This is a genomic window from Streptomyces sp. WMMC1477, from assembly GCF_027460245.1.
GTDB lineage: Bacteria > Actinomycetota > Actinomycetes > Streptomycetales > Streptomycetaceae > Streptomyces.
Window position 1 is genome coordinate 2,512,092 of the sequence record NZ_JAPZBD010000003.1, and the last position, 24,938, is coordinate 2,537,029.

A 24,938-nucleotide genomic window follows, 5' to 3' on the forward strand; every position below is an offset into this window, starting at 1 on the left:
GCGCCGGTGCGCGTCCGCACCGCCCGGACGGGGACCGCACGCGCCGGAGGCACCGCCTACCGGGAAGGAACCGTCCACCCGGCGGAAACGGGGGCCGCAAGGAACGTGCCGCTCCAGCGGCCGCGGAGGATGATGGGAGCACGAGAGCAGCGCCGGGGGCCACCAGGCGCCGCGTCCGCGCCCAGCGGGCGGAAGGAGGGCTGGGATGACTGCTGAGGGGCACCCGCACGCCGACGCGGCCGGTCACCTCAGGAAGCCGGGCCCCGGGCGCCGGGCCGAGCCCCACCCCTCCGAGCGCGGCGAGCTGCTCGACATCCTCGGCGTGGCCGCCATCGTCATGGACGACCGGGGCCGCATCGTCTTCTGGAGCCCCCAGGCCCAGGCGCTCCTGGGCTACACCCCCGAGGAGGCGCTCGGGCAGTACGCCGCCCGGCTGCTGGTGCACGAGGAGCAGTTCGACATGGTGCTCCAGCTCTTCGCCGACGTCATGGCCCGCGAGGAGGGGAGCTGGGCGGGGAGCTTCCCGGTACGGCACAAGGACGGCGGAACCCGGATCCTGGAGTTCCGCAACATGCGGCTCCTGGACGACCTCGGGGACGTCTACGCGCTCGCTCTGGCCACCGACCAGTCCGTCCTGCGCCGGGTGGAGCGCGACGTGGCGCTGTCGGTGCGGCTGGTCGAGCAGTCGCCCATCGGGCTGGGGGTCTTCGACAGCGACCTGCGCTACGTCAGCGTCAACCCGGCGCTGGCGAAGATCAACGGGCTGCCCCTCGACGAGCACGTAGGGCGCCGGGTCGCGGACGTCCTGCCCGGGGTGGACACCGCCGCGCTGGAGGGCGCCATGCGCCAGGTCCTCGACAGCGGCGTCCCGCTCATCGACCAGTACACGGTCGGCCGGACCCTGGCCGACCCCCAGCACGACCACGCCTGGTCCGTCTCCTTCCACCGCCTGGAGGACACCACCGGCCGCGTGCTGGGCCTGGCCGGCTCGGTCGTCGACGTCACCGACCGGCACCGGGCCGCGATCGAGGCCGATCGGGCGCGGCACCGGCTGGCCGTGGTGGCCGACGCCTCGATCCGCATCGGCACCACCCTCGACCTGGAGACCACCGCCCGCGAGCTCGCCGACGTCGCCGTCCCCGAGCTGGCCGACATCGCGGCCGTCGACGTGCTCGACTCCGCGCTCCAGGGGCGCCGCGCGACGAACCCCGAGGAGGCGGTGGTCTTCCGGGCCCTCGCCGTCTTCGCCGGCTACCCCACCGAGGCCATCCGGGCCGCCGACACCCCCGGCGAGCCGGCCCGCTACGGCCCCGACCGGCTCGTCACCCGCTGCGTCCGCTCCGGTCGGCCCATCCTCGTCCCCCATGTGGCGGAGTCGAACCTGCGCAACATCGCCCGCGACCCGGAGTCCGCCGCGCTGCTCGCCCGGGCCGGCATCCACTCCTACCTCGCCGTGCCGCTGATCGCCCGCGGCACGGTCCTCGGCGTCCTCGACCTCAAGCGCGGCCGCAACCCCCTGCCCTTCGACCACGACGACGTGGCCCTGGCCGTCGAGCTGGCCAACCGCGCGGCCGTGTGCATCGACAACGCCCGCTGGTACGAACGGCAGCGCGACACCGCCCTCACCCTGCAGCGCAGCCTGCTCCCGCAGCACCCGCCGCACCTGGTGGGCCTCGACGTCGCCTCCCGCTACCAGCCCGCGGGCTCCGCGAGCGAGGTCGGAGGCGACTGGTTCGACACCCTCCCCCTCACCGGGGGCAAGACGGCGCTCATCGTGGGCGACGTCATGGGCAGCGGCATCAACGCCGCGACGACGATGGGACGGCTGCGTACCGCCACGCAGACCCTCGCCGAGCTGGACCTCGACCCCGCGGACCTGCTGCGGCACCTGGACAAGATCACCGCGGGGATCGACAACTACATCGCCACCTGCGCCTACGCCCTCTACGACCCGCACCTCGGCGTCGTCTGCCTCGCCAACGCCGGACACCTCCCGCCCGTCCTGGTCCGGCAGGGCAAGGCGCCCGAGCTGCTGGACGTACCCACCGGCGCCCCCCTGGGCGTCGGCGGCGTGGGCGGCGTGAGCTTCCACAGCACGACGGTGCCCCTCAGCCCCGGCGACCGGCTCGTCCTCTACACGGACGGCCTCGTCGAGCGGCGGGACGAGGACATCGACGTGGGGCTGGGGCGGCTGCTGGGGCTCCTCGACGGCCCGCAGCGCGACCTGGAACAGACCTGCGACCGGCTGCTGCGCAACCTGCGCAGCACCGGCCTCCAGGACGACCACGACGACGCCGCCGTCCTCGTCGCCCACGTGCTCGACCCGCGGCGGAACGGCTGAGGACCCGCGCGGGCTGCTCCTCGGCCGGGTCCACTCCTCGGGCGGGGCCTATTCCTTGGGGCGGGGGCGCCAGACGACGAGCGCGCTGGACTGCTGCACGTCCTCGTAGCGCACCAGGTCCCGCCGGTAGGAGGCGTGCACCTGCGCCTCGCGCTGACGCATCGCCACCGCCGCGCCCTCGACGGCCTGCTGGAGCTCCGCGACGCGCGCCTGGAGCGCCGAGACCTGGTTCTCCAGCTCGATGATCCGCTTGATGCCGGCGAGGTTGATGCCCTCCACCTGGCTGAGCCGCTGCACCTCGCGCAGCAGTTCGATGTCCCGCGCCGAGTAGCGCCGGCCGCGCCCGGGCGTGCGGTCCGGCGAGACCAGCCCCAGGCGGTCGTACTGGCGCAGGGTCTGCGGGTGCAGCCCCGAGAGCTGGGCGGCGACCGAGATGACGTAGACCGGCGACTCGTCGGTCAGTTCATACGGGGGACCACCCCCGCGGAAGCGCGAAGCGGGGTTGCTCCTGCGTGCACCTCGGCCGTCCACCTCATTCTCCCTTCGCGGCCTCGAACAGCGCGGCCCGCGGGTCCTCGCCCTCCGTCGCGGCGCGGTAGGACTCCAGGGCCTCCCTGGCCTTCTTTCCCAGCTCCCTCGGTACCGTCACCTCCACCGTGACGAGAAGGTCCCCGCGGGTGCCGTCCTTGCGCACGGCCCCCTTGCCCCGGGCCCGCATCGTGCGCCCGCCGGGCGTACCGGCCGGGAGCTTGAGCGTCACCGGCGGGCCGCCGAGCGTGGGCACGCTGATCTCCGCACCCAGCGCCGCCTCCGCGAAGGTCACGGGCACGGTGACCGTCAGGTTGTCGCCGCGCCGCCCGAAGACGGGGTGCGCGTCCACGTGGACGACGACGTAGAGGTCGCCGTGGGGTCCGCCGCGCTCCCCGGGGGCGCCCTTGCCGCGCAGCCGGATGCGCTGCCCGTCCGAGACGCCCGCCGGAATGCGCACCTGCATGGTGCGGGAGCTGGTGGCCCGGCCGCTGCCCCGGCAGACCTCGCACGGGTCCTCGGCGATCAGGCCGCGGCCCTTGCAGTCCAGGCACGGGTCGGTCAGCGAGAAGCCGCCACCGCCGCCCCGGCTGACCTGCCCCGTCCCGACGCACGTCGGGCACACGCGCGGCGTGCCGTTCTTGTCCCCGGTGCCCGAACAGGCCTTGCAGGCGGCACTGCTGGACATCCGCAGCGGCACCGTGGCGCCGTCCACGGCCTCGGTGAAGCTGAGCGTCACCTCGGACTCGATGTCCTGGCCGCGCCGCGGCTGCGTCCGGGTACCGGCGCCGCCGCGGTTGAACAGGCCGCCGAAGACGTCGCCCAGGCCGCCGCCGAAGCCGCCGCCGGGGCTGCCGCCGCCCTGGGTGCCGCCGAAGAGGTCACCCAGGTCGAAGTTGAAGGAGCCGCCCCCGGCGCCGGGCCCGGGACGGAACCCGCCGGAGCCGAGCAGCGCGCGCGCCTCGTCGTACTCCTTGCGGGACTCGGCGTCGGACAGGACCTCGTTGGCCTCGCCGACCTCCTTGAACCGCTCCTCGGCGCGGGCGTCGCCCTTGTTGGCGTCCGGGTGGTACTCGCGGGCGAGCTTGCGGTACGCCTTCTTGATCTCCGCCTCGGTGGCGTCCTTGGGGACACCGAGAACCTTGTACAGGTCCTTCTCCAGCACTTCCCTGCTGAGGTTCATCCGCGGCGTCCCTCCTTCCCTCGTCCTGCGACGTCCCGGGCGGGCCACTCGCCGCGGCCCGCCCGGAGGCGCCCGTCCCCGTCAGCCCTCGTCCGGGCCACCGTTCTCCTTCTCCGCGGCCTGCGGCTCGTCGCCACCCTGCGCCGCCGGCTCCTCGCCGGAGGCGCCGGAGGTGCTTCCCGGCTGCGGCTCGGCGACACCGACCCGCGCGGGGCGGATGGTGCGCTCGCCGATGCGGTAGCCCGGCTGCAGGATCTGCACGCACGTCGTCTCGTTGACGTCGGGCGAGTAGGAGTGCATCAGGGCCTCGTGCACCGTCGGGTCGAAGGGCTCGCCCTCCTTGCCGAACTGCTGCAGCCCCATCTTGGCCGCCACCGTCTCCAGCGACTCGGCCACCGACTTGAAGCCGCCGACCAGCTCGCCGTGGTCCCGCGCGCGCCCGATGTCGTCGAGCACGGGCAGGAGTTCCGTGAGCAGGTTGGCGACCGCGATCTCCTTGACGGCGACGCGGTCCCGCTCCACGCGGCGGCGGTAGTTGGCGAACTCCGCCTGCAGCCGCTGCAGGTCCTGGGTGCGCTCGTTGAGCGCGGTCCGGGCCTGGTCGAGCTGCGCGGTGAGCGCCACTTCCTGAAGCTCCTTCGAGTCCCCGGCCCCGGCCGCCGGGCCCGCCTCCTCGGCGGACCCGGCGCCCTGGGCGGCACCCTCATCAGGCGATGCGGAGGCGTCGGCGGGGACGTCGGGCTTCTCGTCGTTGTCGAAACCCGGGGTCTCCTCCGTCACGCCGCACCACCCTTCGGCTTCTCGTCGTCCACGATCTCGGCGTCGACGACGTCGTCCTCGCCGCCCTGCGCCTGGGCGCCGTCACCCTGGGCACCGCCCGCGGCCTGCTGGGCGGCCTGGGCGTCGGCGTACAGGGCCTGGCCGAGCTTCTGGCTGGTCGCGGCAACCTTCTCGGTGGCCTCGCGGATGGCCGCTGTGTTGTCGCCCTCGGCGGACTCGCCCTTCAGCTTCTCCTTGAGGTCGCTGACGGCCTCCTCGACCTCCGCCTTGGTGTCGGCCGGGACCTTCTCCTCGTTCTCCTGGAGGAACTTCTCGGTCGTGTAGACGAGCTGCTCCGCCTGGTTGCGGGTCTCCGCGGCCTCGCGGCGCTTGGAGTCCTCCTCGGCGTACTGCTCGGCGTCCCGCATCATGCGCTCGATGTCGTCCTTGGGCAGGGCCGAGCCGCCGGTGACGGTCATGCGCTGCTCCTTGCCGGTACCGAGGTCCTTGGCGGAGACGTGCATGATGCCGTTGGCGTCGATGTCGAAGGTGACCTCGACCTGCGGGACGCCGCGCGGGGCGGGCGGCAGGCCGGTCAGCTCGAACATCCCGAGCTTCTTGTTGTACGCCGCGATCTCGCGCTCGCCCTGGTAGACCTGGATCTGCACCGACGGCTGGTTGTCCTCGGCCGTGGTGAAGATCTCAGAACGCTTCGTCGGGATCGTGGTGTTGCGCTCGATGAGCTTGGTCATGATGCCGCCCTTGGTCTCGATACCGAGGGACAGCGGGGTGACGTCGAGCAGCAGGACGTCCTTGACCTCGCCCTTGAGGACACCGGCCTGGAGCGAGGCGCCGATGGCGACGACCTCGTCCGGGTTGACGCCCTTGTTGGCCTCCTTGCCGCCGGTCAGGTCCTTGACCAGCTCGGCGACGGCCGGCATACGGGTCGAGCCACCGACCAGAACGACGTGGTCGATCTGGCTGAGCTGGATGCCCGCGTCCTTGATCACGTTGTGGAACGGGGTCTTGCAGCGGTCCAGCAGGTCCTGCGTGAGCTGCTGGAACTGCGCCCGGGTCAGCTTCTCGTCGAGGTGCAGCGGGCCCTCGGCGGAGGCGGTGATGTAGGGCAGGTTGATCGTCGTCTCGGTGGACGAGGACAGCTCGATCTTGGCCTTCTCGGCAGCCTCGCGCAGCCGCTGGAGGGCCATCTTGTCCTTGGCGAGGTCCACGCCGTGACCGGACTGGAACTGCTTGACCAGGTAGTCGACGATGCGCTGGTCCCAGTCGTCACCACCGAGGTGGTTGTCACCGTTGGTGGCCTTCACCTCGACGACGCCGTCGCCGATCTCCAGCAGCGAGACGTCGAAGGTGCCGCCGCCGAGGTCGAAGACCAGGATCGTCTGGTCTTCCTTCTCCATGCCGTAGGCGAGGGCCGCGGCCGTCGGCTCGTTCACGATGCGCAGGACGTTCAGGCCCGCGATCTCGCCGGCCTCCTTGGTGGCCTGGCGCTCGTGGTCGTTGAAGTACGCCGGAACGGTGATGACGGCGTCGGTGACCTTCTCGCCCAGGTAGGCCTCGGCGTCCCGCTTCAGCTTCTGCAGCACGAAGGCGCTGATCTGCTGCGGGTTGAAGTCCTTGCCGTCCAGGTTGATGTTCCAGTCGGTGCCCATGTGGCGCTTCACCGACCGGATCGTCCGGTCCACGTTGGTGACGGCCTGGCGCTTGGCGACCTCACCGACCAGCACTTCGCCGTTCTTCGCGAAGGCGACGACGGACGGCGTGGTCCGGGCACCCTCCGCGTTGGTGATGACGGTGGGCTCACCGCCTTCGAGGACACTGACGACGGAGTTCGTCGTACCCAGGTCGATGCCGACCGCACGTGCCATTTCGGGATCTCCTCCAGTTAAGCCTTGAGTGGAACTGACTCAAGCGTGCATGACGGGTGCACCGATGTCAATGCAGTTGAGTCAGACAGACTCAAGTAGCTTGACGCGTGCACGCGCAGAAGGAGAATCACCGCAGGTCACAAGCGTCGATGCCGAGGCTTCGCAACTCTTCAGACGGTTCGCGGACCCGGAGAGCGGCGAGAGCGGAGACCGCGGACACCGGCGCCCCACCCGCCGAGACGCCGACTACCCCTTCCGGGGTTCACGCCCCCTGACAAGAAGGATGTCGGCTCATCATCCTATTCCTGCCACTGATGGAAATATGTCGCCATTATCCCGGTTCGCGATTTAAGGATCACGCACCCAGGAGAAGGCAGCGAGTGACCCGTGAACACGCGTGACCCCCTGAACCCACCTGAACCCCCGTGCCCCTCGTGAACCCCCTTCCCCCGACGGGAGATGGTGTCCGTGCAGGCTCACCCGCAGCACCGGCGTGCGCGCTCCCTGCCCCTGCTCCTGGCCGGCACCGCACTGGCCGCCGCCCTCACCGGCGGCACCGCGACGGCCACCCCGCCCCGGCCCCCCGGCGACGACCCGGCCGGCATCCGGCCGCTGCGCTCCGCGCAGCACGCCACCGCCGACGCGGCCCGGATCTCCCGCCAGGCCGGCCGCGTCACCGAGCGGTACCGGCAGGCCCGGGCCGCCGCCGAGCGGCAGCGCCGCACCGTCGACGCGCTCACCGGACGGCTGGAGCGCAAGCGTGCCGAGTACGAACGGCTGCGCCAGGCCGTCGGCGCCGCCGCGGCCAGCGAGTACCGCACCGGCACCGCCCTCGCGGAGGCCCGGGTCGTGGTCGCCGACTCCCCCGAGGAGTTCCTCGCCGCCTCCGCCTACGTGAACCGCAGCCACCGGGCCGCGGCCCGGCTGGCGGAGACGACGCGGCAGGCCCGCGCCGACCTGGCCGGCCAGAAGGCGAAGGCCGACCGCGCCCTGAGCCGCCTGCGGGCCGAGGAGGCACGCCGCCACCGGCTCAAGCGCCAGGTGGACGCCCAGCTCCAGCGCGCCCGGGCCCGGGCCGCCCGGCTCCGCGAACGCGCCTCCGCCGCGCCGGCCCCCCGGAACCCCCGCGAGGGCTCCGGCCGCTGGGTGAGGCCCGTGGCGTCCTATGCGCTGACGGCGGGCTACGCGGCCCGGGGCGCCCGGTGGTTCCGCGGCCACACCGGCCAGGACTTCGCCGTACCCACCGGCACCCCGGTCCGCGCCGTCGGCCCCGACACGGTCGTGCGCGCCGGGTACGCGGGCGCCTACGGCAACGAGATCGTCGTCCGCCACGGCGACCGCTCCTACACGCACTACGCCCACCTGTCCGTCATCCAGGTCGGCGTCGGCCAGCGGCTCTGCGCGGGCCAGCAGATCGCCCTCTCGGGGTCCACGGGAAACTCCAGCGGCCCGCACCTGCACTTCGAGGTCCGCCGCTCCGCGCGGGACGGCTCCCACCTCGAGCCCGTCGGCTGGCTCCGCGCCCACGGCGTCGTGCTCTGAGCGCGCGGCCGCGCGTGCGCGGGGGCCGCGCCCGGGGCCGCCGTGCCCGGGGTCGCGCCGCGTGCGGGTTCGACCTCCCGGATCGGGGCCACTCGTCACGTAAGGTGCCATTCGAGGGCCTCGGGTCGCTCCCCACAGACGCCGCCTCCGTCTGCCCGGGCCCGAGGAGCCGCCATGCAACTCTTCGCGATCATCGTCACGCTGAGCCTGTCCGTGGTCGGGCTGGCGCTCATCGTGCGCGCCGTCGTCCAGCTCGTCCGCTTCATGAAGCTGGGCCAGCCCGTTCCGGCCGGCTCGCGCACCGACGACCCGAAGGCCCGCAGCGCCACACTGACCCGGGAGTTCCTGGGACACACGCGGATGAACCGGTGGGGCGTCGTCGGTGTCGCGCACTGGTTCGTGGCGATCGGCTTCCTCACCCTGCCGCCCACCATCGTCAACGCCTACGGCCAGCTCTTCGAGGCCGACTGGACGCTCCCGGTGATCGGCGACTGGACGCCGTACTCGATGTACATCGAGTTCATCGGGCTCATGACCACCCTCGGCATCGCCACTCTCATGGTGATCCGCCTGCTCGACCTGCCCTCCCGCCCGGGCCGCAAGTCCCGTTTCGCCGGTTCGACGTTCTGGCAGGCGTACTTCGTCGAGTACGTCATCTTCGTCATCGGGCTCGCGATCCTGATGCTGCGCGGCCTCGAGGGCGCCCTGCACGGCGTCGACCACTACGAGGCGGCGTACTTCGTCTCGTACCCGCTGGTCACCGCGTTCGGCGGGCTGGGGATCACGACCGTGCAGAACCTCGTCTACTTCTGGGCGATGGTGAAGCTGGGCACGACGATGATCTGGATGATCACGGTCGCGCTGAACATCGACATGGGTGTCGCCTGGCACCGGTTCCTGGCCTTCCCGAACATCTGGTTCAAGCGCAACGCCCGGGGACGTGACGCGCTGGGGCCGCTTCTGCCGATGACCTCGGGTGGTGAGCCGGTCGACTTCGAGACGGTCTTCGACGACGAGGGCGGCGAGGAGACACAGTTCGGCGTCTCGCAGGTCGAGCACTTCTCCTGGAAGGGCCTGCTGGACTTCTCCACCTGCACCGAGTGCGGCCGCTGCCAGTCCCAGTGCCCCGCCTGGAACACCGGCAAGCCCCTCTCCCCCAAACTGATGATCATGTCCCTGCGGGACCACTCACACGCCAAAGCGCCCTACCTCCTCGCAGGCGGCGGAAAGACCGCCGAAGGCGAGGAGAAAGCCACCGAGACCCAACTCAAGGACGTACCCGCAGCCGCACTGGCCGAGGCGGAACGCCCGCTGATCGGCACCCTCGAAGACAACGGCGTCATCGACCCCGACGTCCTGTGGTCCTGCACCACCTGCGGCGCCTGCGTCGAACAGTGCCCCGTCGACATCGAACACATCGACCACATCGTCGACATGCGCCGCTACCAGGTCATGATCGAATCCGCCTTCCCCTCCGAAGCCGGCACCATGCTCAAGAACCTGGAGAAAAAGGGCAACCCCTGGGGCCTGGCCAAGAAGCAACGCCTCGAATGGACCAAGGAAGTCGACTTCGACGTCCCCGTCGTCGGCAAGACCATCGACGACCTCACCGAAGTCGAATACCTCTACTGGGTCGGCTGCGCCGGCGCCCTCGAAGACCGCGCCAAGAAGACCACCAAAGCCTTCGCCGAACTCCTCCACATCGCCGGCGTCACCTTCGCCATCATGGGCGGCGACGAGAAGTGCACCGGCGACTCACCCCGCCGCCTGGGCAACGAGTTCCTCTTCCAACAGCTCGCCGAAGAGAACATCGCCACCCTCAACGCCGCCTTCGGCGAAGACGACGAGGACGAGACCACCCGACTCCCCACGGCGAAGAAGAAGATCGTCGCCACCTGCCCACACTGCTTCAACACCATCGCCAACGAGTACCCCCAACTCGGCGGCCACTACGAGGTCATCCACCACACCCAACTGCTCCAACACCTCATCGACGAGGGCAAACTCGTCCCCGTCACCCCGGTAGAGGGCCTCATCACCTACCACGACCCCTGCTACCTCGGCCGCCACAACAAGGTCTACACCCCACCCCGCGAGATCATCGGCAAGGTCCCCGGCCTCCGCAACGAGGAAATGCACCGCCACAAGGAACGCGGCTTCTGCTGCGGCGCCGGCGGCGCCCGCATGTGGATGGAAGAGCGCATCGGCAAACGCATCAACAACGAACGCGTCGACGAAGCACTCTCCCTCAACCCCGACATCGTCTCCACCGCCTGCCCCTTCTGCCTCGTCATGCTCACCGACTCCGTCAACGGCAAGAAGAACGAAGGCCAGGCCCAGGAAACCATCCAGGTCGTCGACGTCTCCCAACTCCTCCTGGAGTCGGTGAGCGTCGAGCGGGTGCCGGCCTCCGAGTCCGCTCCCCCGGCGTAACCCCGAGGATCGAACACTTTCGGTCGACAGTTGGTCGTTTTCGGTCAGGGAGTATGAGTTTCAAGACGGGCTGTGCACCGGTCTGTCGGCGACCGGCCACCCGCCCCTAGCCTCTCCCCTATGCCCGTTGACCAGGCGGCCCCCTCCCATCCAGGCCGGTCCGAACAGCAACTCCTCAAGCAGCGCTTCACCGCGCGCACACTCCCGCAGTTGCGCGTCGGGGTGGAGGTGTGCGCGGCCTCGGCCGGACTCACCGAGCCACGCCGGGGCGACTTCGTCCTGGCCGTGGACGAGGTCCTGACGAACGCCGTCGAGCACGCCGGGGGCCACGGCACCCTGCTGCTGCGCCGCGTCGGACAGGAGCTGGAGGCCCAGATCACCGACGCGGGCCCCGGCTTCACCGCCGACGTCATCCCCGAACTCCTGCCCGGCCTCGACGGGCGAGCCGACGGCCGGGGGCTGTGGCTGGCCCGGCTCACGACGGACCGGCTCACCATCGCCGCGGCCGACCCGGACGCCGCCGACCCGGGCACCGTCGTCACCCTGGCCGTGACCCTGCCCACCCCCGGCACGTCCCCCGCCGTGCGCTGACCGCCCACAGCCCCTCGGGGACGCCCCTACGGGATGTACCAACCCGGCCACACAAGGCCCCCCGCCCCGGCCCGGGGCCGCGCACGGCATCCGGACGCGGTACGTTCGACGACGTGGCTGGATTCAGGATCGGACGTGACCGGGGCTCGCACAACGCGCGGCAGGGGCAGGCCATGCCCCCGCACGGACGGCCCCCGCAGGCGCCTCCGCACGCGCCGCAGGGCTGGCCCACCGCGCCGGAGGGCCAGGCCGTGAACTGGGGTCGCCCCGCGGCCGCCCCGAACCCGGGCGCCGGGCGGGGCACCGGATACGGCTCCGGAGGTCCCGGGGCAGGTGGCCCCGTCGCCGGAGGACCGGTCGCCGGGGACCACGTGGCCGGCGAACCGGAGTACTTCGCGCCGCCCGCCGCCGACCCGTACGCCGCCGACCAGCCCGGCCACACCCGGCAGTTCAGCATCGGCGACGAATTCGGCGAGGCCTACGGCGACGGCGCCACCTACGCCGCCGGCGGCAGCGCCGCGCCTGCCGGGCCCAGGCTCCCGTGGAAGCAGCTGCTCTCCGGCATCGTGCTGCGCCCGAACGCGACCTTCCAGCAGATGCGCGACCACCAGGTGTGGCTCCCGGCCCTCCTCGTCACCTTCGTCTACGGCCTGCTGGCCGTCTTCGGCCTGGACGAGGCGCGCGAGGAGGTCCTCAGCGCGACGCTGTCGAACGCGGTGCCGTTCGTCCTCATGACCGGTGTCGCCGTCGTCCTCTCCGGGCTGGTGCTCGGTGCGGTGACGCACACGCTGGCCCGGCAGTTCGGCGGGGACGGCGCGTGGGCGCCCACGATCGGCCTGGCCATGCTCGTCATGTCGCTGACCGACGCGCCCCGGCTGCTGTTCGCCCTCTTCCTCGGCGGTGACGCGGCCTTCGTCCAGGTGCTGGCCTGGCTGACCTGGGGCGCGGCGGCGGCGCTGTTCACCTCGCTGGTCAGCCGCTCCCACGACCTGCCCTGGCCCAAGGCGCTGGGCGCCTCCGCGATCCAGCTCCTCGCCCTGCTGTTCCTGATGAAGCTCGGCACGCTCTGACGGCCACGCGCCGGCCGGGACGTCGAGTCCCGGCCGACGCACCCGGTGGGCTGGGTGGGCCCGGTGGGCCCGGTGGGCCGAGGGTTCGTCAGGCGAAACGCTGCGCCGCCGAACCGTCGCACCGCTGCAGCCGGACCTGCTCCGTGGCACCGCCGAGCGTCACACACAGCTCCGGGGCGGCGGCAGGACGGATGCTCGCCCCGGCACCGCGCACGAAGCGCTGGTTGTCGCCCGTGTGACAGTTCCAGAGGATGAGCCCGGCCCCGGCCTCGTACCGTCCGGCCGGCACGTCCAGGCAGCGGTCGTGCGTCAGCTCGGTGTGGAGGCGCTGCCCTTCCGGGTCGTGCCACCAGCCCTGGTTGCGCTCACCGTGGCAGCTCCAGCCGCGCACCGTCGTCCCGTCGCGGCTGCTCGCGCCGTCGGCGTCCAGGCAGGTTCCGGTGGCGGCGTTCCTCAGCGGCGCGAAGGCGTCGTCCCACGCGCCCGGGTACAGCTGGGGCTGCCCCCGGCCGTCCGGGTCGGCGCAGGACGCCTCGGCCAGACCGGAGGCGGCCAGCTGCGTCAGACAGGACGCGAAGGCCCCGTGCCCGGGCGCGTTCGGGTGGAACGACTGGCGGACCGAGTTCGAGTCCGGCGGGAACGGGTTGGACAGCTCGACGTACAGGCCGCGGGCGAACGGGTTCTCCATGCACACCTCGTGGCCGTGGAACAGCCGCGAGGTGTCCAGGTACGTCGCGCCCGTCTGCCGGGCCGCCGCGCGGATGCCCTGCTGGAAGAGCGGGACGGCCTCGTCGCGGCCCCACTGCGAGTCGGAGGTGTAGCCGGTGCAGCCGCCGGCGAGCTTGCCGGGGTAGTTCGGGTTGTCCTTGATGTCGGGGCCGATGGGGCTCGGGTAGCTCATGACGACCAACGCGTAGTCGTCCCGGGCGTATCCGGCGTCGCGCATGACGGTGCGCAGGTCGTCGATCGTGGCCGTCACCTTGGGCACGAGCCCGTCGACCCGGTCCTGCCAGCCGGGCCCGTAGCCGGGGGCGCAGGGCCCCTGCAGGAGGAACCACCGGGTGACGCAGTCCGTGATCACGGGCCCGAACTGGAGGTCGTCGTTGGCTCCCGCGACGAGCACGATCTGCTTCAGCCGGGTGTTCCGCGCCGTGATGGCGAGGCTGTCGCTCTGCACCAGTTCGTCGGCGTACTGCGGGGAGCCGCCGATGCGGATGTTGACGCTGGAGGCCCCGGAGCAGGCCGCGTTGTACGTGACGTCCGCGGCGATCCCGGTGCGGTGGATGGCCGCGTCCGGGGAGCGGTGGCACCAGTTGTCCGGCCCGTCGGTGCCGGGCTCGTAGGTGCCGACGCCCTCGCCGCTGATCTCGCTGTCGCCCAGGGAGATCAGCGAGGTCTTGCGCTCGGCGACGGGCCGGATCTCCGGAGAGCCGTACAGCTCGACGGCCTCCGCCGCCCGGATCTGCTCCAACTCGGGCCGCAGGGGTACGGACTGCGCCTGTTCCTCGGCGGCAGGACCGTCCACCGCGAGCGCCGGGACCGCCGGGGTTCCGAGGCCCAGCAGGGCCAGGGCCGCCGCCACGGCTCCCAGCGCTCTGATCGATCTGCCACGTGCCATGGGGGTCTCCGCTCATGCAGACGACAGGGTTACCGGAGGTTTTACTGTCAGGTAACCCGTCCGGGAAGCCCCCGGGCACAAGAAGTTGGACACTTGTCCATCAGTCGGTGCCCGGCTCGGCCGACGCCGTCTGCGCCCCGGGCTCCCGCAGCTCGACGCGGGCCGTCACCCCCTGGGCCGTCACGCTCGCCCGTGCGCCGCAGCCTTCCAGCAGCCGCCGGGCGCCCGCGTTGTCCGGCGTCGTGTGCGCGACGAGCTCCGCGAAGCCCGCCGCACGCGCCTCCGCCGTGAGGCCGGCGAGGACCGCGCGCCCCACCCCGGCGCCCCGCGCCGAACGCCCGAGCCACACCCCGGCCTCCACCGCACCCGGAGCCCCCGAAGCCCCCGGCTCCGGCACCGGCCCCGGGGGCTCGGGGGGCTTCGGGGACTCCGGGCACAGGCGCGCCGCTCCCACGACCCTCCAGCCCACCAGGACGGCGTACGTCGTCTCCACCGGGGCCGCCGCGAGCCCCCGGCTCCGGCTCCGGTGGAAGCGCAGGAAAGCCGCCCGGCGCTCCGCGGTCCAGCCCGGCGGCCCCGGCACCGGCGGCATGACCTCGACCGGATCGGCGTCCGCTACCGCGGCTTCGAGCAGGGCCGAAAGCAGCGTCTCGTCCAGGCGCCGCAGGATGACGTCTTCACGCATCCCCGTAGCCTGCCGCCCCACCGGCCCCCTCGGCACCCGGTTTACCGCGCTACACGCCGGAGTACGCCTCGCGCACGGCGGCGGCGAGCCGCACCGCGGAGGTGCCGATGCCCCTCGGCTCGGGCACGGCGAACGGCCGGTGCAGGTCCTCCTCCCGGTAGCGCCGGCAGTCGCGGTGCCAGACGAGGATGCCGGACAGCCAGTTCTCCAGGTCCCGCACGTACGCGTCCAGACCGGCGCGCTGCTCGTCGTCCAGCTCGAAGTCATCGCAGACGACCGGCAGTTCCTGCGCGACGATGTGCTGGAACTGGCTCATCCTGCCGCGCATCAGATCGTCCACGACGCGCAGGCCCGCCGCGTAGTCGCAGTCGAAGAAGTTCTGCACGACGAGGATCCCGTTGTGCACCTCGCCCTCGGCCTCGATCTCCTTCTGGTACGAGAAGCAGTCGTTCAGCAGACAGGCGTAGTCGGCCGCCGAGTTCTCCAGCGCCCGCACGGTCCCGCTGCGGTACACCTCGTCCGGAACGCTGTGCCCGCTGCGCAGCCGGCACAGGCTCATCGTCATGTCCGAGCCGAACGTCGACCTGCGCATCTCCAGGTAGTCGACGGGGTCCGGGATGCGGTTCTGGGCCTGGTTGGCCAGCTCCCACAGCCAGCTGTCGATCATCGTGTCGACGGCCTGGCGGAACACCCGCCGCTCCGCCTGCGCCATCGGCCCCGCCGTGCGGGCCCACAGGTCGGCGAGCCCGCGCTCCAACGCGGTCAGCGGCGCCTCCCCGGGGACGGCCGCGTCGTCCACCGGCATGAACAGCTTCAGCCGCTCCGTCGTGACCTTCGCCCCCGCCAGGTCGCGCGGGGCGCCGAAGACCACCGGGTAGTAGTCGTCGCCGTACGTTCCCCAGGTCAGCCAGCAGGAGGCGAGGTTCAGCTCCTCTGGCGTGGCGTCGGGGTCAAGCCCCGCGGCACAGAGCGGGAAGTCGAACCCGGCCAGCCGGTGGGCGTCCCAGACGTCCGAGCCCGGCACCCCGGGCTGCGGCTGGAGCAGGCCCATCCGCTCGGCCCACTCCAGGACGTGTGCCCGCGCCTCGTCCACGTGCGGGCTCAGCCCGGGGGTGAACGGCATGTCGAAGTCGGGCAGCCGGGACGGGCCGACCCGCTGGAAGGGCGTGTGCGTGAACGTCCGCCTGCGGCTCGCCTCGGCGCGCGGCGTCGTCAGCCGGACGTCGGCGGCCGAGGTGCCCAGCCCCGTCGGCCGGAGCCCCGTCGCACCGAGCCCCGTCGCACCGAGCCGCGTCGACCCGAGGAAGAGCTGCCCGCTGCCGGAGCCGTCCCCCGCACCGTTCATGTACCGGCTGGAGCGCATGTGCCACTCGTGGCCGCCCGACTGCCAGTCCTGCAGCCCCTTGACGTACGCCGCCGCCGCGGCGCACTGCTCGGGAGGGAGCCCGTACTCCACGCACAGCGCGGGCAGTTCGGTGAGCGCGGTGTTCTCGAACTGCTGGAGCCGCGAGGTCAGCAGATCGTTGACGGCCTCGGCTGCGTCCTGCGTCGAGCACTGCAGGAAGTGCTCGAGCACCAGCACACCGTTGCTCAACTCCCCCTCGTCCCGCGTCTCGCGCTCGTAGGAGAACAGGTCGTTGCGCAGGTGGACGGCGTCGGAGAACGCGTCCCGCAGCACCCGCAGCGGCCGCGAGTCCGCGACGGCATCCGGCACCTCCGCCCCGGCGGCGTACTCCACCAGCCCCGCCGACCACGGCGCACCGCCCACCTTGCGGCGCATCTCGATGTACTCGACCGGGTTCGGCACCCGGCCGATGTTGATGTTGGACAGCTCCCACAGGGACTCGTTGAGCAGGTGCTCCGTGTTCTCCGCGAACCGGGCCCGCCACCCCGCCGACATGGCCGGCACCGTGCGCGCCCACAGGTCCTTCAGCCCCGCCTCGACCGGGTTCGTCGGCTCCGGCGTGCCGGCGGCGGGGTCCATCGGCATGAACGCCGGCAGCCGGTCCAGGTACGCCTTGCCGCCGGCCCGGTCCTGGGTCCGCTTGAAGCACTCCAGGAAGTGGTCGTCGAAGAAGAAGACCCACACGTACCAGTCGGTGACGAGCGACAGCGCCGGCCCGTCGCAGTCCGGGTGGGTGTAGGCGCACAGCAGGCCGTAGTCGTGGGCGTCGAGGTCGCTCTGCTCCCAGATGCCCGACCCCTCCAGCATCCCCATCTCCCGGGCCCACCGCGCCGAGTGCGCCCGGGCCTCCTCCAGGTGGGGATTCAGCCGCGCGGGATACGGCGTGTAGAAATCGGGCAGGACGAAGGGCTGGGTCACGGAACCTCTCCCGACGGTTTCAGCGCAAGCCGGACGGCCCAGCCCTACCCCGCGCACCCCCCGGCATCCGCGCCGGGGCCGAAACCACCGGTACGGGTGAACTCCCTTACCGATTACCGCCGTTGGAACCCCATCACACCTGCGTACGGTGGAAGTTCAGATACGACCGCGAGGGCGTCGGCCCCCGCTGGTTCTGGTACCGCGAGCCGTACCGCTCCGAGCCGTACGGGTGCTCGGCGGGCGATGACAGCTGGAACATGCACAGCTGGCCGATCTTCATCCCCGGCCAGAGCTTGATCGGCAACGTCGCCACGTTGCTCAGCTCCAGCGTCACGTGCCCGGAGAACCCCGGGTCGATGAACCCCGCCGTCGAATGCGTCAGCAGGCCCAGCCGTCCCAGCGAGCTCTTCCCCTCCAGCCGGGACGCGATGTCGTCCGGCAGCGTCACCACCTCGAACGTGGACGCCAGCACGAACTCCCCCGGGTGCAGGATGAACGGCTCATCCCCCTCCGGCTCCACCAGCCGCGTCAGATCGGACTGCTCCACGGCCGGGTCGATGTGCGGATAGCGGTGATTCTCGAACACCCGGAAGTACCGATCCAGCCGGACGTCGATGCTCGACGGCTGCACGAGCTCCGCGTCATACGGCTCGATCCGCACCCGGCCGGTGTCGATCTCGGCCCGGATGTCCTTGTCTGAGAGAAGCACCCCCCGAGCCTACGCGCACGGGCGGGACCAGGCCCAATCACCCCCGGCCCCGCCCGCGCGTCCGGCTCACGACCGGCTCGGCCGGCTCAGCGCCGGCTCAGCGCCGGTACCGTGCCTTCACCGGGACCGCCTGCCGCAGCCGCGCGCACCGCGGACACCGCAGCAGCCGCCCGGGCCCGATCCGCGCGCTGCCGAGCTGCTGCATCGGAAACGTGTCGGTACTGAACACATGGCCTTCGGCACAGCGCACGACGGTGGACTCCATCGCTTCCCTCTCCCCAAGTACGTAGGCGACGCGAGGACGAAGGCCACCATAGGGGACGAATCGGGCCGCGCGACGACCGCCGCACCGATCCCACCGTACGCCCCAACTCCCCCTCCCCCACCCCGCCCGCACCCCCGCCCACAACGGCGAACGGACCCGCGGCCTGTGCGCCGGAGGTCCGTGATGAGGTACAGTGTCCCGCGTCGAGCAAGCCGCCGGATGGACATCAAATGGACGGCTTCCGCTTCGCGCGGGCGTAGTTTAATGGTAGAACATGAGCTTCCCAAGCTTATAGCGCGGGTTCGATTCCCGTCGCCCGCTCCACGACAAACCCCCAGGTCACCGACCCGGGGGTTGTTTGCTATCCAGACCTGTCGCGAACCGCCGAGCCCCGCGCTCGCCCGGGCGGGGCGGTGACGATGCCACGGAGGGCAGCACACCGCGTGGCCAGTGCCCCAGCCAGAAGGCAGCCGTGGACGGCTCGCCCTGGTCCGCGGTGGAGCCGTCGTGCGGGATCATCTCGGTGGGAGCGACGGCGCGGTGGTGCCGATGAGTGCGCGGAGGCGGTCGACCGAGGCGAGGACGAGGTCAGTCGCCGTGACCGGAGGCGTGGTCGCGGGCATGCTGGATGACTCCTCCCAAATGGGGCGATCTTGGCGGTGGTGCAGTACGACGTACGGGTGCCGTCCATCCGGCCCCGTGCTCGAAGTAGCGGATGGCTGCGTGACCGCCGCCGCAGAAGGCGAAGTGCGGGCACGTGTCCCGGCAGCCGTCCACGCCCTGCCAGAACTCCGGCAGCCAGGCGGTGCGCTGCTCGGCCTCGGCGACGAGTGTGGCCAGGCTGCAGTGAAGGACGTTGCCCGTGGTGAAGTCGCCGAAGCGTGGGCCGGTGAAACCGGCCAGCTCCGGCGACAGGAGCAGCACGCCGCCGTCGTACGCGACGGTCGGCACCGGCCACCACCCCGGGCAAGCAACTGCTCGAAGGCACGGTCCTCGACGAAACCTCTGCCCGCCTCGTCCTCGGCGGATGCCATAGACATAGGCCCAGTGCGCACCAGTAAGCACACAGGACGACACGTGCGACGCCCTGAACCGAGCCGCGGCCTGGTCGTCTGATTCGGCGCGATGCCAGCCCCTCAGGGCTGATGACGACGTGCCTGTCGTCCGTCCTTGGCCTCCTTCGCGTTGGGGCGATGACACATCTGGCCACAACCAGAGCCTGGATCGGCGCCGCCTGCTGCACGTCGGCGTGGTGAAGGGTGTCGCCGGTCCGAGGCTAACCGCGTTACCGATCTTCTGGGTTGACGGGCAACCGTGCCCGCCCAGCGCAATGGCGAGGACGCCGCTCTCGCCCACACAAGACGAAGCAGACTCAGCTCTGCGGAACCTCGCTGTGCCCATGCATGGAGGCGGGGAGGACAGCGATGCATGCACTGACCCACGTCACCGTGATCTGCGTACGTCCGTTCGACGTGAGAACTTCCGTGTCGCCCCGCAACCCTGGAGCGCTGTACCCCGATAGAATCTGCCACACGTGCGCCCTCTCCGAATCGTGCAAGCTGCACCCGAGTAGGGCTTTCCCCGCTACGCCGGGGGTGGTCCCTAGGAGGACCAATCGTCCACGTGCTCCCCGCGCCTGCGGGGGTCGGACCGCGTCGGACCGACACTGGCCGCCACAAATCGGAGCAAGACAGGAGCCAGTGCGAGGCTATGCACAACTAGGAAGACTACTCATCTACAGCACCGGATACCAACGAAAAGCACCGGAAGGAGATGAGGGACTGCTACTCTCTGACGTACCGTCAGCGCACGCGTCCGGGCACACAAAAGCCGGGCCCGTGCACCTCGCTTTGCCGCGCGAGGGACGGGCCCGGCATGTCCCACCATTCCATTAGCAAGACGAAGGAGATTCTACCCGTGAGTACCGAAGACGCACCCGCGCGCCCCCCTGCACGTCGACCCCAGCCCTTGGGGTACTGCCTGCTCATGGCGCTGGTTGCCGCCTGGCCGACCGACCCCTCCTCGCACGGACCCATGGCATGGGTTGCCGTCGTGGTGGTGCTCGTGGTGCTGACGCCGCTGAGGCGCTTGGCCTGAGTTGAGGTGGGCTTTCCGGCGCCGGCTTCGTCTGGTGCCGGAAAGCACCGCAGCGTGGCGAATGCGCTCGCCGCACAGCTTATTACCACTCCCGCCCAACGCCATGGGGACGTTTCCCCGAAGCACCTACCCAGAGGGAATCAGGCGTGTTCGATATGTCCGTGATCCCAGACTCCAGCGACGGCGAACAGGTGCCGTTCGCACAACTGTCGCTCGCGGCACGGGCAGCGTGGGCGAAACACGACCAGAAGACGCACGGTTGGCTTCCGCTCTGGCGGCACATGGCGGACAGCGAAGGGGTCGCCGAGAAGCTGTGGGAGTACTGGGTACCGCACGCGATCAAGGAGCTGGTGTCCGAGACGCTGCCCGGCGGGGAGGAGGACGCCGCCAAGCTTGTGCGCTTTCTGGCGGCAGCCCACGACAGCGGAAAGGCGTCTCCGGCCTTCGCCTGCCAGGTCGAACACTTGGCTGATCGCATGCGAGCCAACGGACTCGACATGCCCCTGAGTAAGGATTACGGGCTGGACCGGCGCCTGGCTCCCCACGGGCTAGTTGGCCAACTCCTGCTTCAGGAATGGATGGAGAACAGGTTCGGGCTGGCCAAGCGAGCGTCCGGGCAGTTCGCCGTCGTCGCAGGGGGCCATCACGGGGCGCCTCCCGAGCACCAGCAGATCCACGACCTCCAGTTGCGCCCGCACCTGATGCGGCACCCGGGGCCCAGTGAAGAAGTGTGGCGCCAAGTCCAGTACGAGTTGATGGACGGCTGCGCCGATCTGGCGGGGGTTGCGGAGCGTCTGCCGGAGTGGGGGAACGTACGGCTGCCTCAACCCGTACAGGTCATCCTCACCGCCTTGGTGATCACGTCCGACTGGATAGCCAGCGCACCGGAGCTCTTTCCCTACGATCCCGAGAGCTGGCAGCCCGTCGGGCCGATCGGCGAACGGCGTCGGCTGCGCGCGGCTTGGGATGGACTCGACCTGCCGAAGCCCTGGGCGCCGGGAATACCGCAGGAGTCGACCAGGGAACTGTTCGCGAAGCGATTCCCCAAGCTGAGGGGCGCGGAGGTGCGGCCGGTCCAGAACGAGGCGGTCGGCCTGGCTCGTTCCATGCCGACGGCCGGACTCCTGATGATCGAAGCCCCGATGGGCGAGGGGAAGACCGAGGCCGCTCTCGCCGCAGCAGAGGTCCTCGCCGCACGGACGGGTGCCGGGGGCCTGGTGGTGGCGCTTCCCACCCGGGCGACGAGTGACGCCATGTTCTCCCGGCTGATGGCCTGGGTGGAGCAGTTGCCGCAGGGTGATGGGCCTCGTTCCGTCGTCCTGGCCCACGCCAAGGCGGCGCTCAACGGTCTCTGGGCGGGACTGCTGCGGCAGGGGCGCCGATCCATCGCGGCCGTTGACCCGGATGGCGAGGAGCCCGTCGGAGAAGTACGGGGGACGCGCGCTCAGCCGGCCGAGCTGCACGCCCACCAGTGGCTGCGGGGGCGGAAGAAGCAGCTCTTGGCGTCATTCGCGGTGGGCACGATCGATCAGGTGCTGTTCGCCGGGTTGAAGAGCCGGCACTTGGCACTGCGGCATCTGGCGGTGGCGGGCAAGGTTGTCGTCATCGACGAAGTGCACGCCTATGACGCGTACATGGGCCGATATCTGGATCGGGTTCTGGAGTGGTTGGCGGCGTACCGGGTCCCGGTCGTGCTGCTTTCCGCAACCCTTCCGTCCGATCGCCGCCGCAGCCTGGCCGCCGCTTATGCGGGGGCGGCGGGGGCGGACGTGGAGGTGGCTGCGGACACCTACCCCCTGATCACAGCCGTCGCCCCGCATCAGCCGACTCTCACTGCTCGCCCTCCGTCCGACTCGGAGCGCCGGACGGAGGTGCTTATGGAGCGACTGGACGACGACGTGACGGCGTTGGCCGACCGGCTGACGGAGGAGCTGGCCGAGGGTGGTTGTGCCCTGGTCGTGCGCAACACGGTCGACCGCGTGCTGGAGGCCGCCGAGGTGTTGCGGAAGCGGTTCGGTGACGCTGCGGTGACGGTGGCGCACTCCCGTTTCCTGGCCGCCGACCGAGCCGCGAAGGACGATGAGTTGCTGCGACGGTTCGGCCCGGAAGACTGCCAGCGGCCGAGGAGACACGTGGTGGTGGCCAGCCAGGTTGTCGAGCAGTCCCTCGATGTCGACTTCGATCTGCTGGTCACCGATCTCGCTCCGGTGGACCTGGTGTTGCAGCGGATGGGGAGGCTGCACCGGCACCCAAGGCGGCGGCCACCACGCCTGGTCCAGGCGCGCTGCCTGGTGACCGGCGTGGACTGGCAGACCACGCCACCGTCCCCCGTCAGGGGGTCGCGCGCGGTCTACCAGGGCGATCACACCCTGCTGCGGTCCCTGGCCGTCCTCGGCCCCCACCTGGACGGAAGCCCGTTGCGGCTTCCCACCGACATCAGCCCCCTGGTGCAGAGGGCCTATGGCCAGGAAGAGGTTGGGCCGGAGACGTGGGCGGAGGAACTGAACGAGGCACGGGAGGAGCACCTCACGCTGCTCTCCGAGAAGCGGAGGAAGGCTGAAGGGTTTCTCCTCGACCCCGTGCGTCGGCCGGGGCGGCCGGTGTACGGGTGGTTGGAGGCGCACGCCGGTGACGCGGACGACAGCCCCGCGGGTCGTGCCCAGGTGCGGGACAGCGAGCAGACGCTGGAGGTGCTGGTCGTCCAGCGTCGAGCTGACGGGCGGCTCATCACCGTGCCGTGGCTGGACGGTGGCGAGGAGGGCGGGCGAGGAGGCTTGGAGCTGCCCACCGACTTCCCGCCGAGTCGACGCGCGGCCGAAGCGGTCGCCGCCAGCGCCCTCACGCTGCCCGGACGCTTCAGCAAGGAGTGGCTGGTCGACCGCACCATCGATGAGTTGGAGCGATCCCTGGTCCCGGCCTGGCAGGCGAAGGAGTGCCCCTGGCTGGCGGGAGAACTGCTGCTCGTTCTCGACGAACGGTGTCAGACCCGCCTGGCAGGCTTCGACCTCACATACAGCCCAGCCGACGGGCTGCGGGTGGCATCCCCCGGCGTTCCCGAGAACACCTCTGCGCCGGCCGAGGGTGACCACGGGCAGGAAGGAGCCGATCCACGTGAGCAGAGCAGGTCCGGGACGGAGTCTTCGGCGGTGGTACCGGCTAGCAGCATCCTTGCAAGCGGGGAGCCCCCGGAGGGAAGTCCGGTGAGCACGGGGCACGCGGCGGCCGCAGGACCCCCGTCCTTCGACCTGGTCTCCTCCCCGTGGCTGCCCGTGCAACGGCTTGACGGAGCAGTGGAGGAACTCTCCCTGCTCGACGTCTTCGCACACGCGGACGAACTGCGGCGGCTGGTGGGTGATGTGCCCACCCAGGAGATGGCCCTGTTGCGCCTGCTACTGGCGGTCGCGTACGACGCCCTGAACGGCCCTGCGGAGATCGAGGACTGGGAGGATCTCTGGCTTTCGGCTGATCCCTTCTCCGCCGTCCCGGGCTACCTCGACCATCACCGGCGCCGCTTCGACCTCCTCCACCTCGAGCAGCCGTTCTATCAGGTGGCTGGGTTGTCCACGGCGAAGGGCGAACTGGCCCCGCTCAGCCGCATCGTCGCTGACGTCCCCGTCGGCAACGCCCTCTTCTCCATGCGGCGGCCAGGAGTCGACCGACTCTCCTGCGCAGAGGCGGCACGGTGGTTGGTGCACACCCACGCCTACGACACCTCCGGTATCAAGCCCGCGATGGTGGGCGACGAGAAGCGGGCCAAGGCCGGGAAGGTCTACCCGCTGGGAGTGGGCTCGCTGGGAAACCTGGGAGGAGTGTGCGCGGAAGGCTCCACCCTTCGGGAGACCCTTCTGCTCAATCTCGTCGCCTTCGAGGACGCATACGGGAAGTCGGAGAACGACGGCGAGGATCTGCCCGTGTGGCGCCGTCCTCCGCTGGGTCCCGGGCCGCGCGAGGGCGGCCATGATGGTGCCCACCCGGCCGGTCTGCGGGACCTTTACACCTGGCAGTCCAGGAGGGTCAGATTGCACGCCGAGAACGGAATGGTGACCGGCGTGGTCCTCGGCTACGGTGATCCGCTCGCCCTGCCGGCCCCCTGGAGGGTTGAACCGATGTCGGGCTGGCGCCGCAGCCCGACCCAAGAGAAGAAGCAGGGCCGGGTTCCGGTGTACACGCCGCGGCCGCACGACCCGAGCCGGGCGGCGTGGCGCGGGCTGGCCGCCCTCCTGCCTGCCCGGCAGCAGGCGACGGACGCCGGAAAACGAGACGAGCCCGCGTCCGGGCTGCGCCCCGGAGTGGCCGGATGGCTCGCCCGAGTGATCACCTCCACTGAGATCACCGCAAGCACCTTGATCCGGCTTCGGCTGATTGGGGCGGAGTACGGCACCCAGCAGTCCGTGGTGGACGAGATCGTGGACGACTCCGTGGTCATGCCGGTGATCACCCTGCACGAAGGAAACCCGGTGTACGGCGCTGCGGCCGTGGATGCCGTCCATGAGGCGGAACTGGCCGTGGCCGCGCTGGGCCAGCTCGCAGGGAACCTCGCCCGCGCATCTGGCACGGACCCCCGCTCGCCCGTCGACGCAGCCCGTGTCCTGGGCTTCGGGACGTTGGACGGGCCGTACCGGGCCTGGCTCAAGAACCTGCTGGTCTACCCCGACCTGCCCACGGCACGTCAGGAGTGGCGGAGCGCTGCCCGTGGCCACATGCTTCGGCTCGGCCGCCAGCTTCTGGCGTCCGCGGGGCCAGCCGCCGACGAGGGACGGCTGACCGACGTTCCCGGCATGGGCACCCGCCTGGTGGACACCGGCCGCGCACACAACTGGTTCATCCAACGTCTGAACAAGGTGCTGGGGCCGGCCGGTGAACGGCCCACCGACGGAGAGCAGCCTTCCCGTTGAGCCGGCCCGGGCG

The 24,938-nt window shown here is 71.0% G+C and carries 16 protein-coding genes and 1 tRNA gene; 7 read left to right on the forward strand and 10 right to left on the reverse strand.

The genetic code is table 11. From position 1 onward, the window contains the following. Positions 1-205 precede the first annotated feature (205 nt). Positions 206-2,341 carry a SpoIIE family protein phosphatase gene (locus tag O7609_RS11610; protein WP_269734868.1) on the forward strand — a complete coding sequence of 712 codons (2,136 nt, stop codon included), beginning with the start codon at positions 206-208 and terminating at the stop codon, positions 2,339-2,341. A gap of 48 nt (positions 2,342-2,389) precedes the next feature. Here the strand turns inward: O7609_RS11610 and O7609_RS11615 are convergent, their stop codons facing one another. The 4 genes from O7609_RS11615 to dnaK form a co-directional block, all read right to left on the reverse strand. After that, complete coding sequence (locus O7609_RS11615) at positions 2,390-2,872, reverse strand: heat shock protein transcriptional repressor HspR (RefSeq protein WP_269734869.1); 483 nt, start codon at positions 2,870-2,872, stop codon at positions 2,390-2,392. A 1-nt stretch (position 2,873) separates the two neighbouring features. Next, positions 2,874-4,052 carry a molecular chaperone DnaJ gene (gene dnaJ / locus O7609_RS11620; protein WP_269734870.1) on the reverse strand — a complete coding sequence of 393 codons (1,179 nt, stop codon included), beginning with the start codon at positions 4,050-4,052 and terminating at the stop codon, positions 2,874-2,876. An 81-nt stretch (positions 4,053-4,133) separates the two neighbouring features. Continuing rightward, positions 4,134-4,832, reverse strand: coding sequence for a nucleotide exchange factor GrpE (gene grpE, locus O7609_RS11625; RefSeq protein WP_269734871.1), 699 nt, complete (start codon positions 4,830-4,832; stop codon positions 4,134-4,136). Continuing rightward, positions 4,829-6,697, reverse strand: a complete 1,869-nt coding sequence (dnaK, locus tag O7609_RS11630; RefSeq protein ID WP_269743540.1) for a molecular chaperone DnaK — start codon at positions 6,695-6,697, stop codon at positions 4,829-4,831. The genes grpE and dnaK overlap by 4 nt, the downstream gene beginning before the upstream one ends. A 468-nt stretch (positions 6,698-7,165) precedes the next feature. On the opposite strand from dnaK, the gene O7609_RS11635 reads away from it, so the two are divergent. The 4 genes from O7609_RS11635 (at position 7,166) to O7609_RS11650 (ending at position 12,333) form a co-directional block, all read left to right on the forward strand. After that, entirely contained in the window at positions 7,166-8,239 is a 1,074-nt protein-coding gene (locus O7609_RS11635) for a M23 family metallopeptidase (protein WP_269743541.1), read from the forward strand. Between the two features lie 174 nt (positions 8,240-8,413). After that, positions 8,414-10,672 carry a (Fe-S)-binding protein gene (locus O7609_RS11640; protein WP_269743542.1) on the forward strand — a complete coding sequence of 753 codons (2,259 nt, stop codon included), beginning with the start codon at positions 8,414-8,416 and terminating at the stop codon, positions 10,670-10,672. Positions 10,673-10,792: 120 nt separating this feature from the next. Beyond that, positions 10,793-11,263 (forward strand): ATP-binding protein, encoded by a 471-nt coding sequence (locus O7609_RS11645; RefSeq protein WP_269734875.1) that lies wholly within the window; start codon positions 10,793-10,795, stop codon positions 11,261-11,263. 113 nt (positions 11,264-11,376) lie between these two features. Continuing rightward, positions 11,377-12,333, forward strand: a complete 957-nt coding sequence (locus tag O7609_RS11650) for a Yip1 family protein (RefSeq protein WP_269734876.1) — start codon at positions 11,377-11,379, stop codon at positions 12,331-12,333. Between the two features lie 88 nt (positions 12,334-12,421). Here the strand turns inward: O7609_RS11650 and O7609_RS11655 are convergent, their stop codons facing one another. The 5 genes from O7609_RS11655 to O7609_RS11675 form a co-directional block, all read right to left on the reverse strand. Next, positions 12,422-13,951: a ricin-type beta-trefoil lectin domain protein gene (locus O7609_RS11655; protein ID WP_269734877.1), complete on the reverse strand. Its 1,530-nt coding sequence runs from the start codon at positions 13,949-13,951 to the stop codon at positions 12,422-12,424. A 100-nt stretch (positions 13,952-14,051) separates the two neighbouring features. Then, entirely contained in the window at positions 14,052-14,636 is a 585-nt protein-coding gene (locus O7609_RS11660) for a GNAT family N-acetyltransferase (protein ID WP_269734878.1), read from the reverse strand. Positions 14,637-14,685: 49 nt separating this feature from the next. Further along, on the reverse strand, positions 14,686-16,959 hold the full coding sequence (locus O7609_RS11665) for a terpene synthase family protein (protein ID WP_269734879.1): 2,274 nt from the start codon (positions 16,957-16,959) through the stop codon (positions 14,686-14,688). 133 nt (positions 16,960-17,092) lie between these two features. Further along, on the reverse strand, positions 17,093-17,668 hold the full coding sequence (gene dcd, locus O7609_RS11670) for a dCTP deaminase (RefSeq protein WP_269743543.1): 576 nt from the start codon (positions 17,666-17,668) through the stop codon (positions 17,093-17,095). A 97-nt stretch (positions 17,669-17,765) separates the two neighbouring features. Then, positions 17,766-17,933: a hypothetical protein gene (locus tag O7609_RS11675; RefSeq protein WP_219089413.1), complete on the reverse strand. Its 168-nt coding sequence runs from the start codon at positions 17,931-17,933 to the stop codon at positions 17,766-17,768. Between the two features lie 250 nt (positions 17,934-18,183). Between O7609_RS11675 and O7609_RS11680 the strand changes: the two genes are divergently transcribed. Further along, a tRNA-Gly gene (locus O7609_RS11680) sits at positions 18,184-18,257 on the forward strand. Between the two features lie 264 nt (positions 18,258-18,521). Here O7609_RS11680 and O7609_RS11685 read toward each other — a convergent pair. Next, the gene (locus O7609_RS11685; RefSeq protein ID WP_269743544.1) at positions 18,522-18,884 is read right to left on the reverse strand and encodes a hypothetical protein; all 363 of its coding nucleotides are present in this window, start codon (positions 18,882-18,884) and stop codon (positions 18,522-18,524) included. A 1,301-nt stretch (positions 18,885-20,185) separates the two neighbouring features. On the opposite strand from O7609_RS11685, the gene casA reads away from it, so the two are divergent. Continuing rightward, positions 20,186-24,925 (forward strand): type I-E CRISPR-associated protein Cse1/CasA, encoded by a 4,740-nt coding sequence (casA, locus tag O7609_RS11690; RefSeq protein ID WP_269744345.1) that lies wholly within the window; start codon positions 20,186-20,188, stop codon positions 24,923-24,925. Positions 24,926-24,938: the final 13 nt, after the last annotated feature.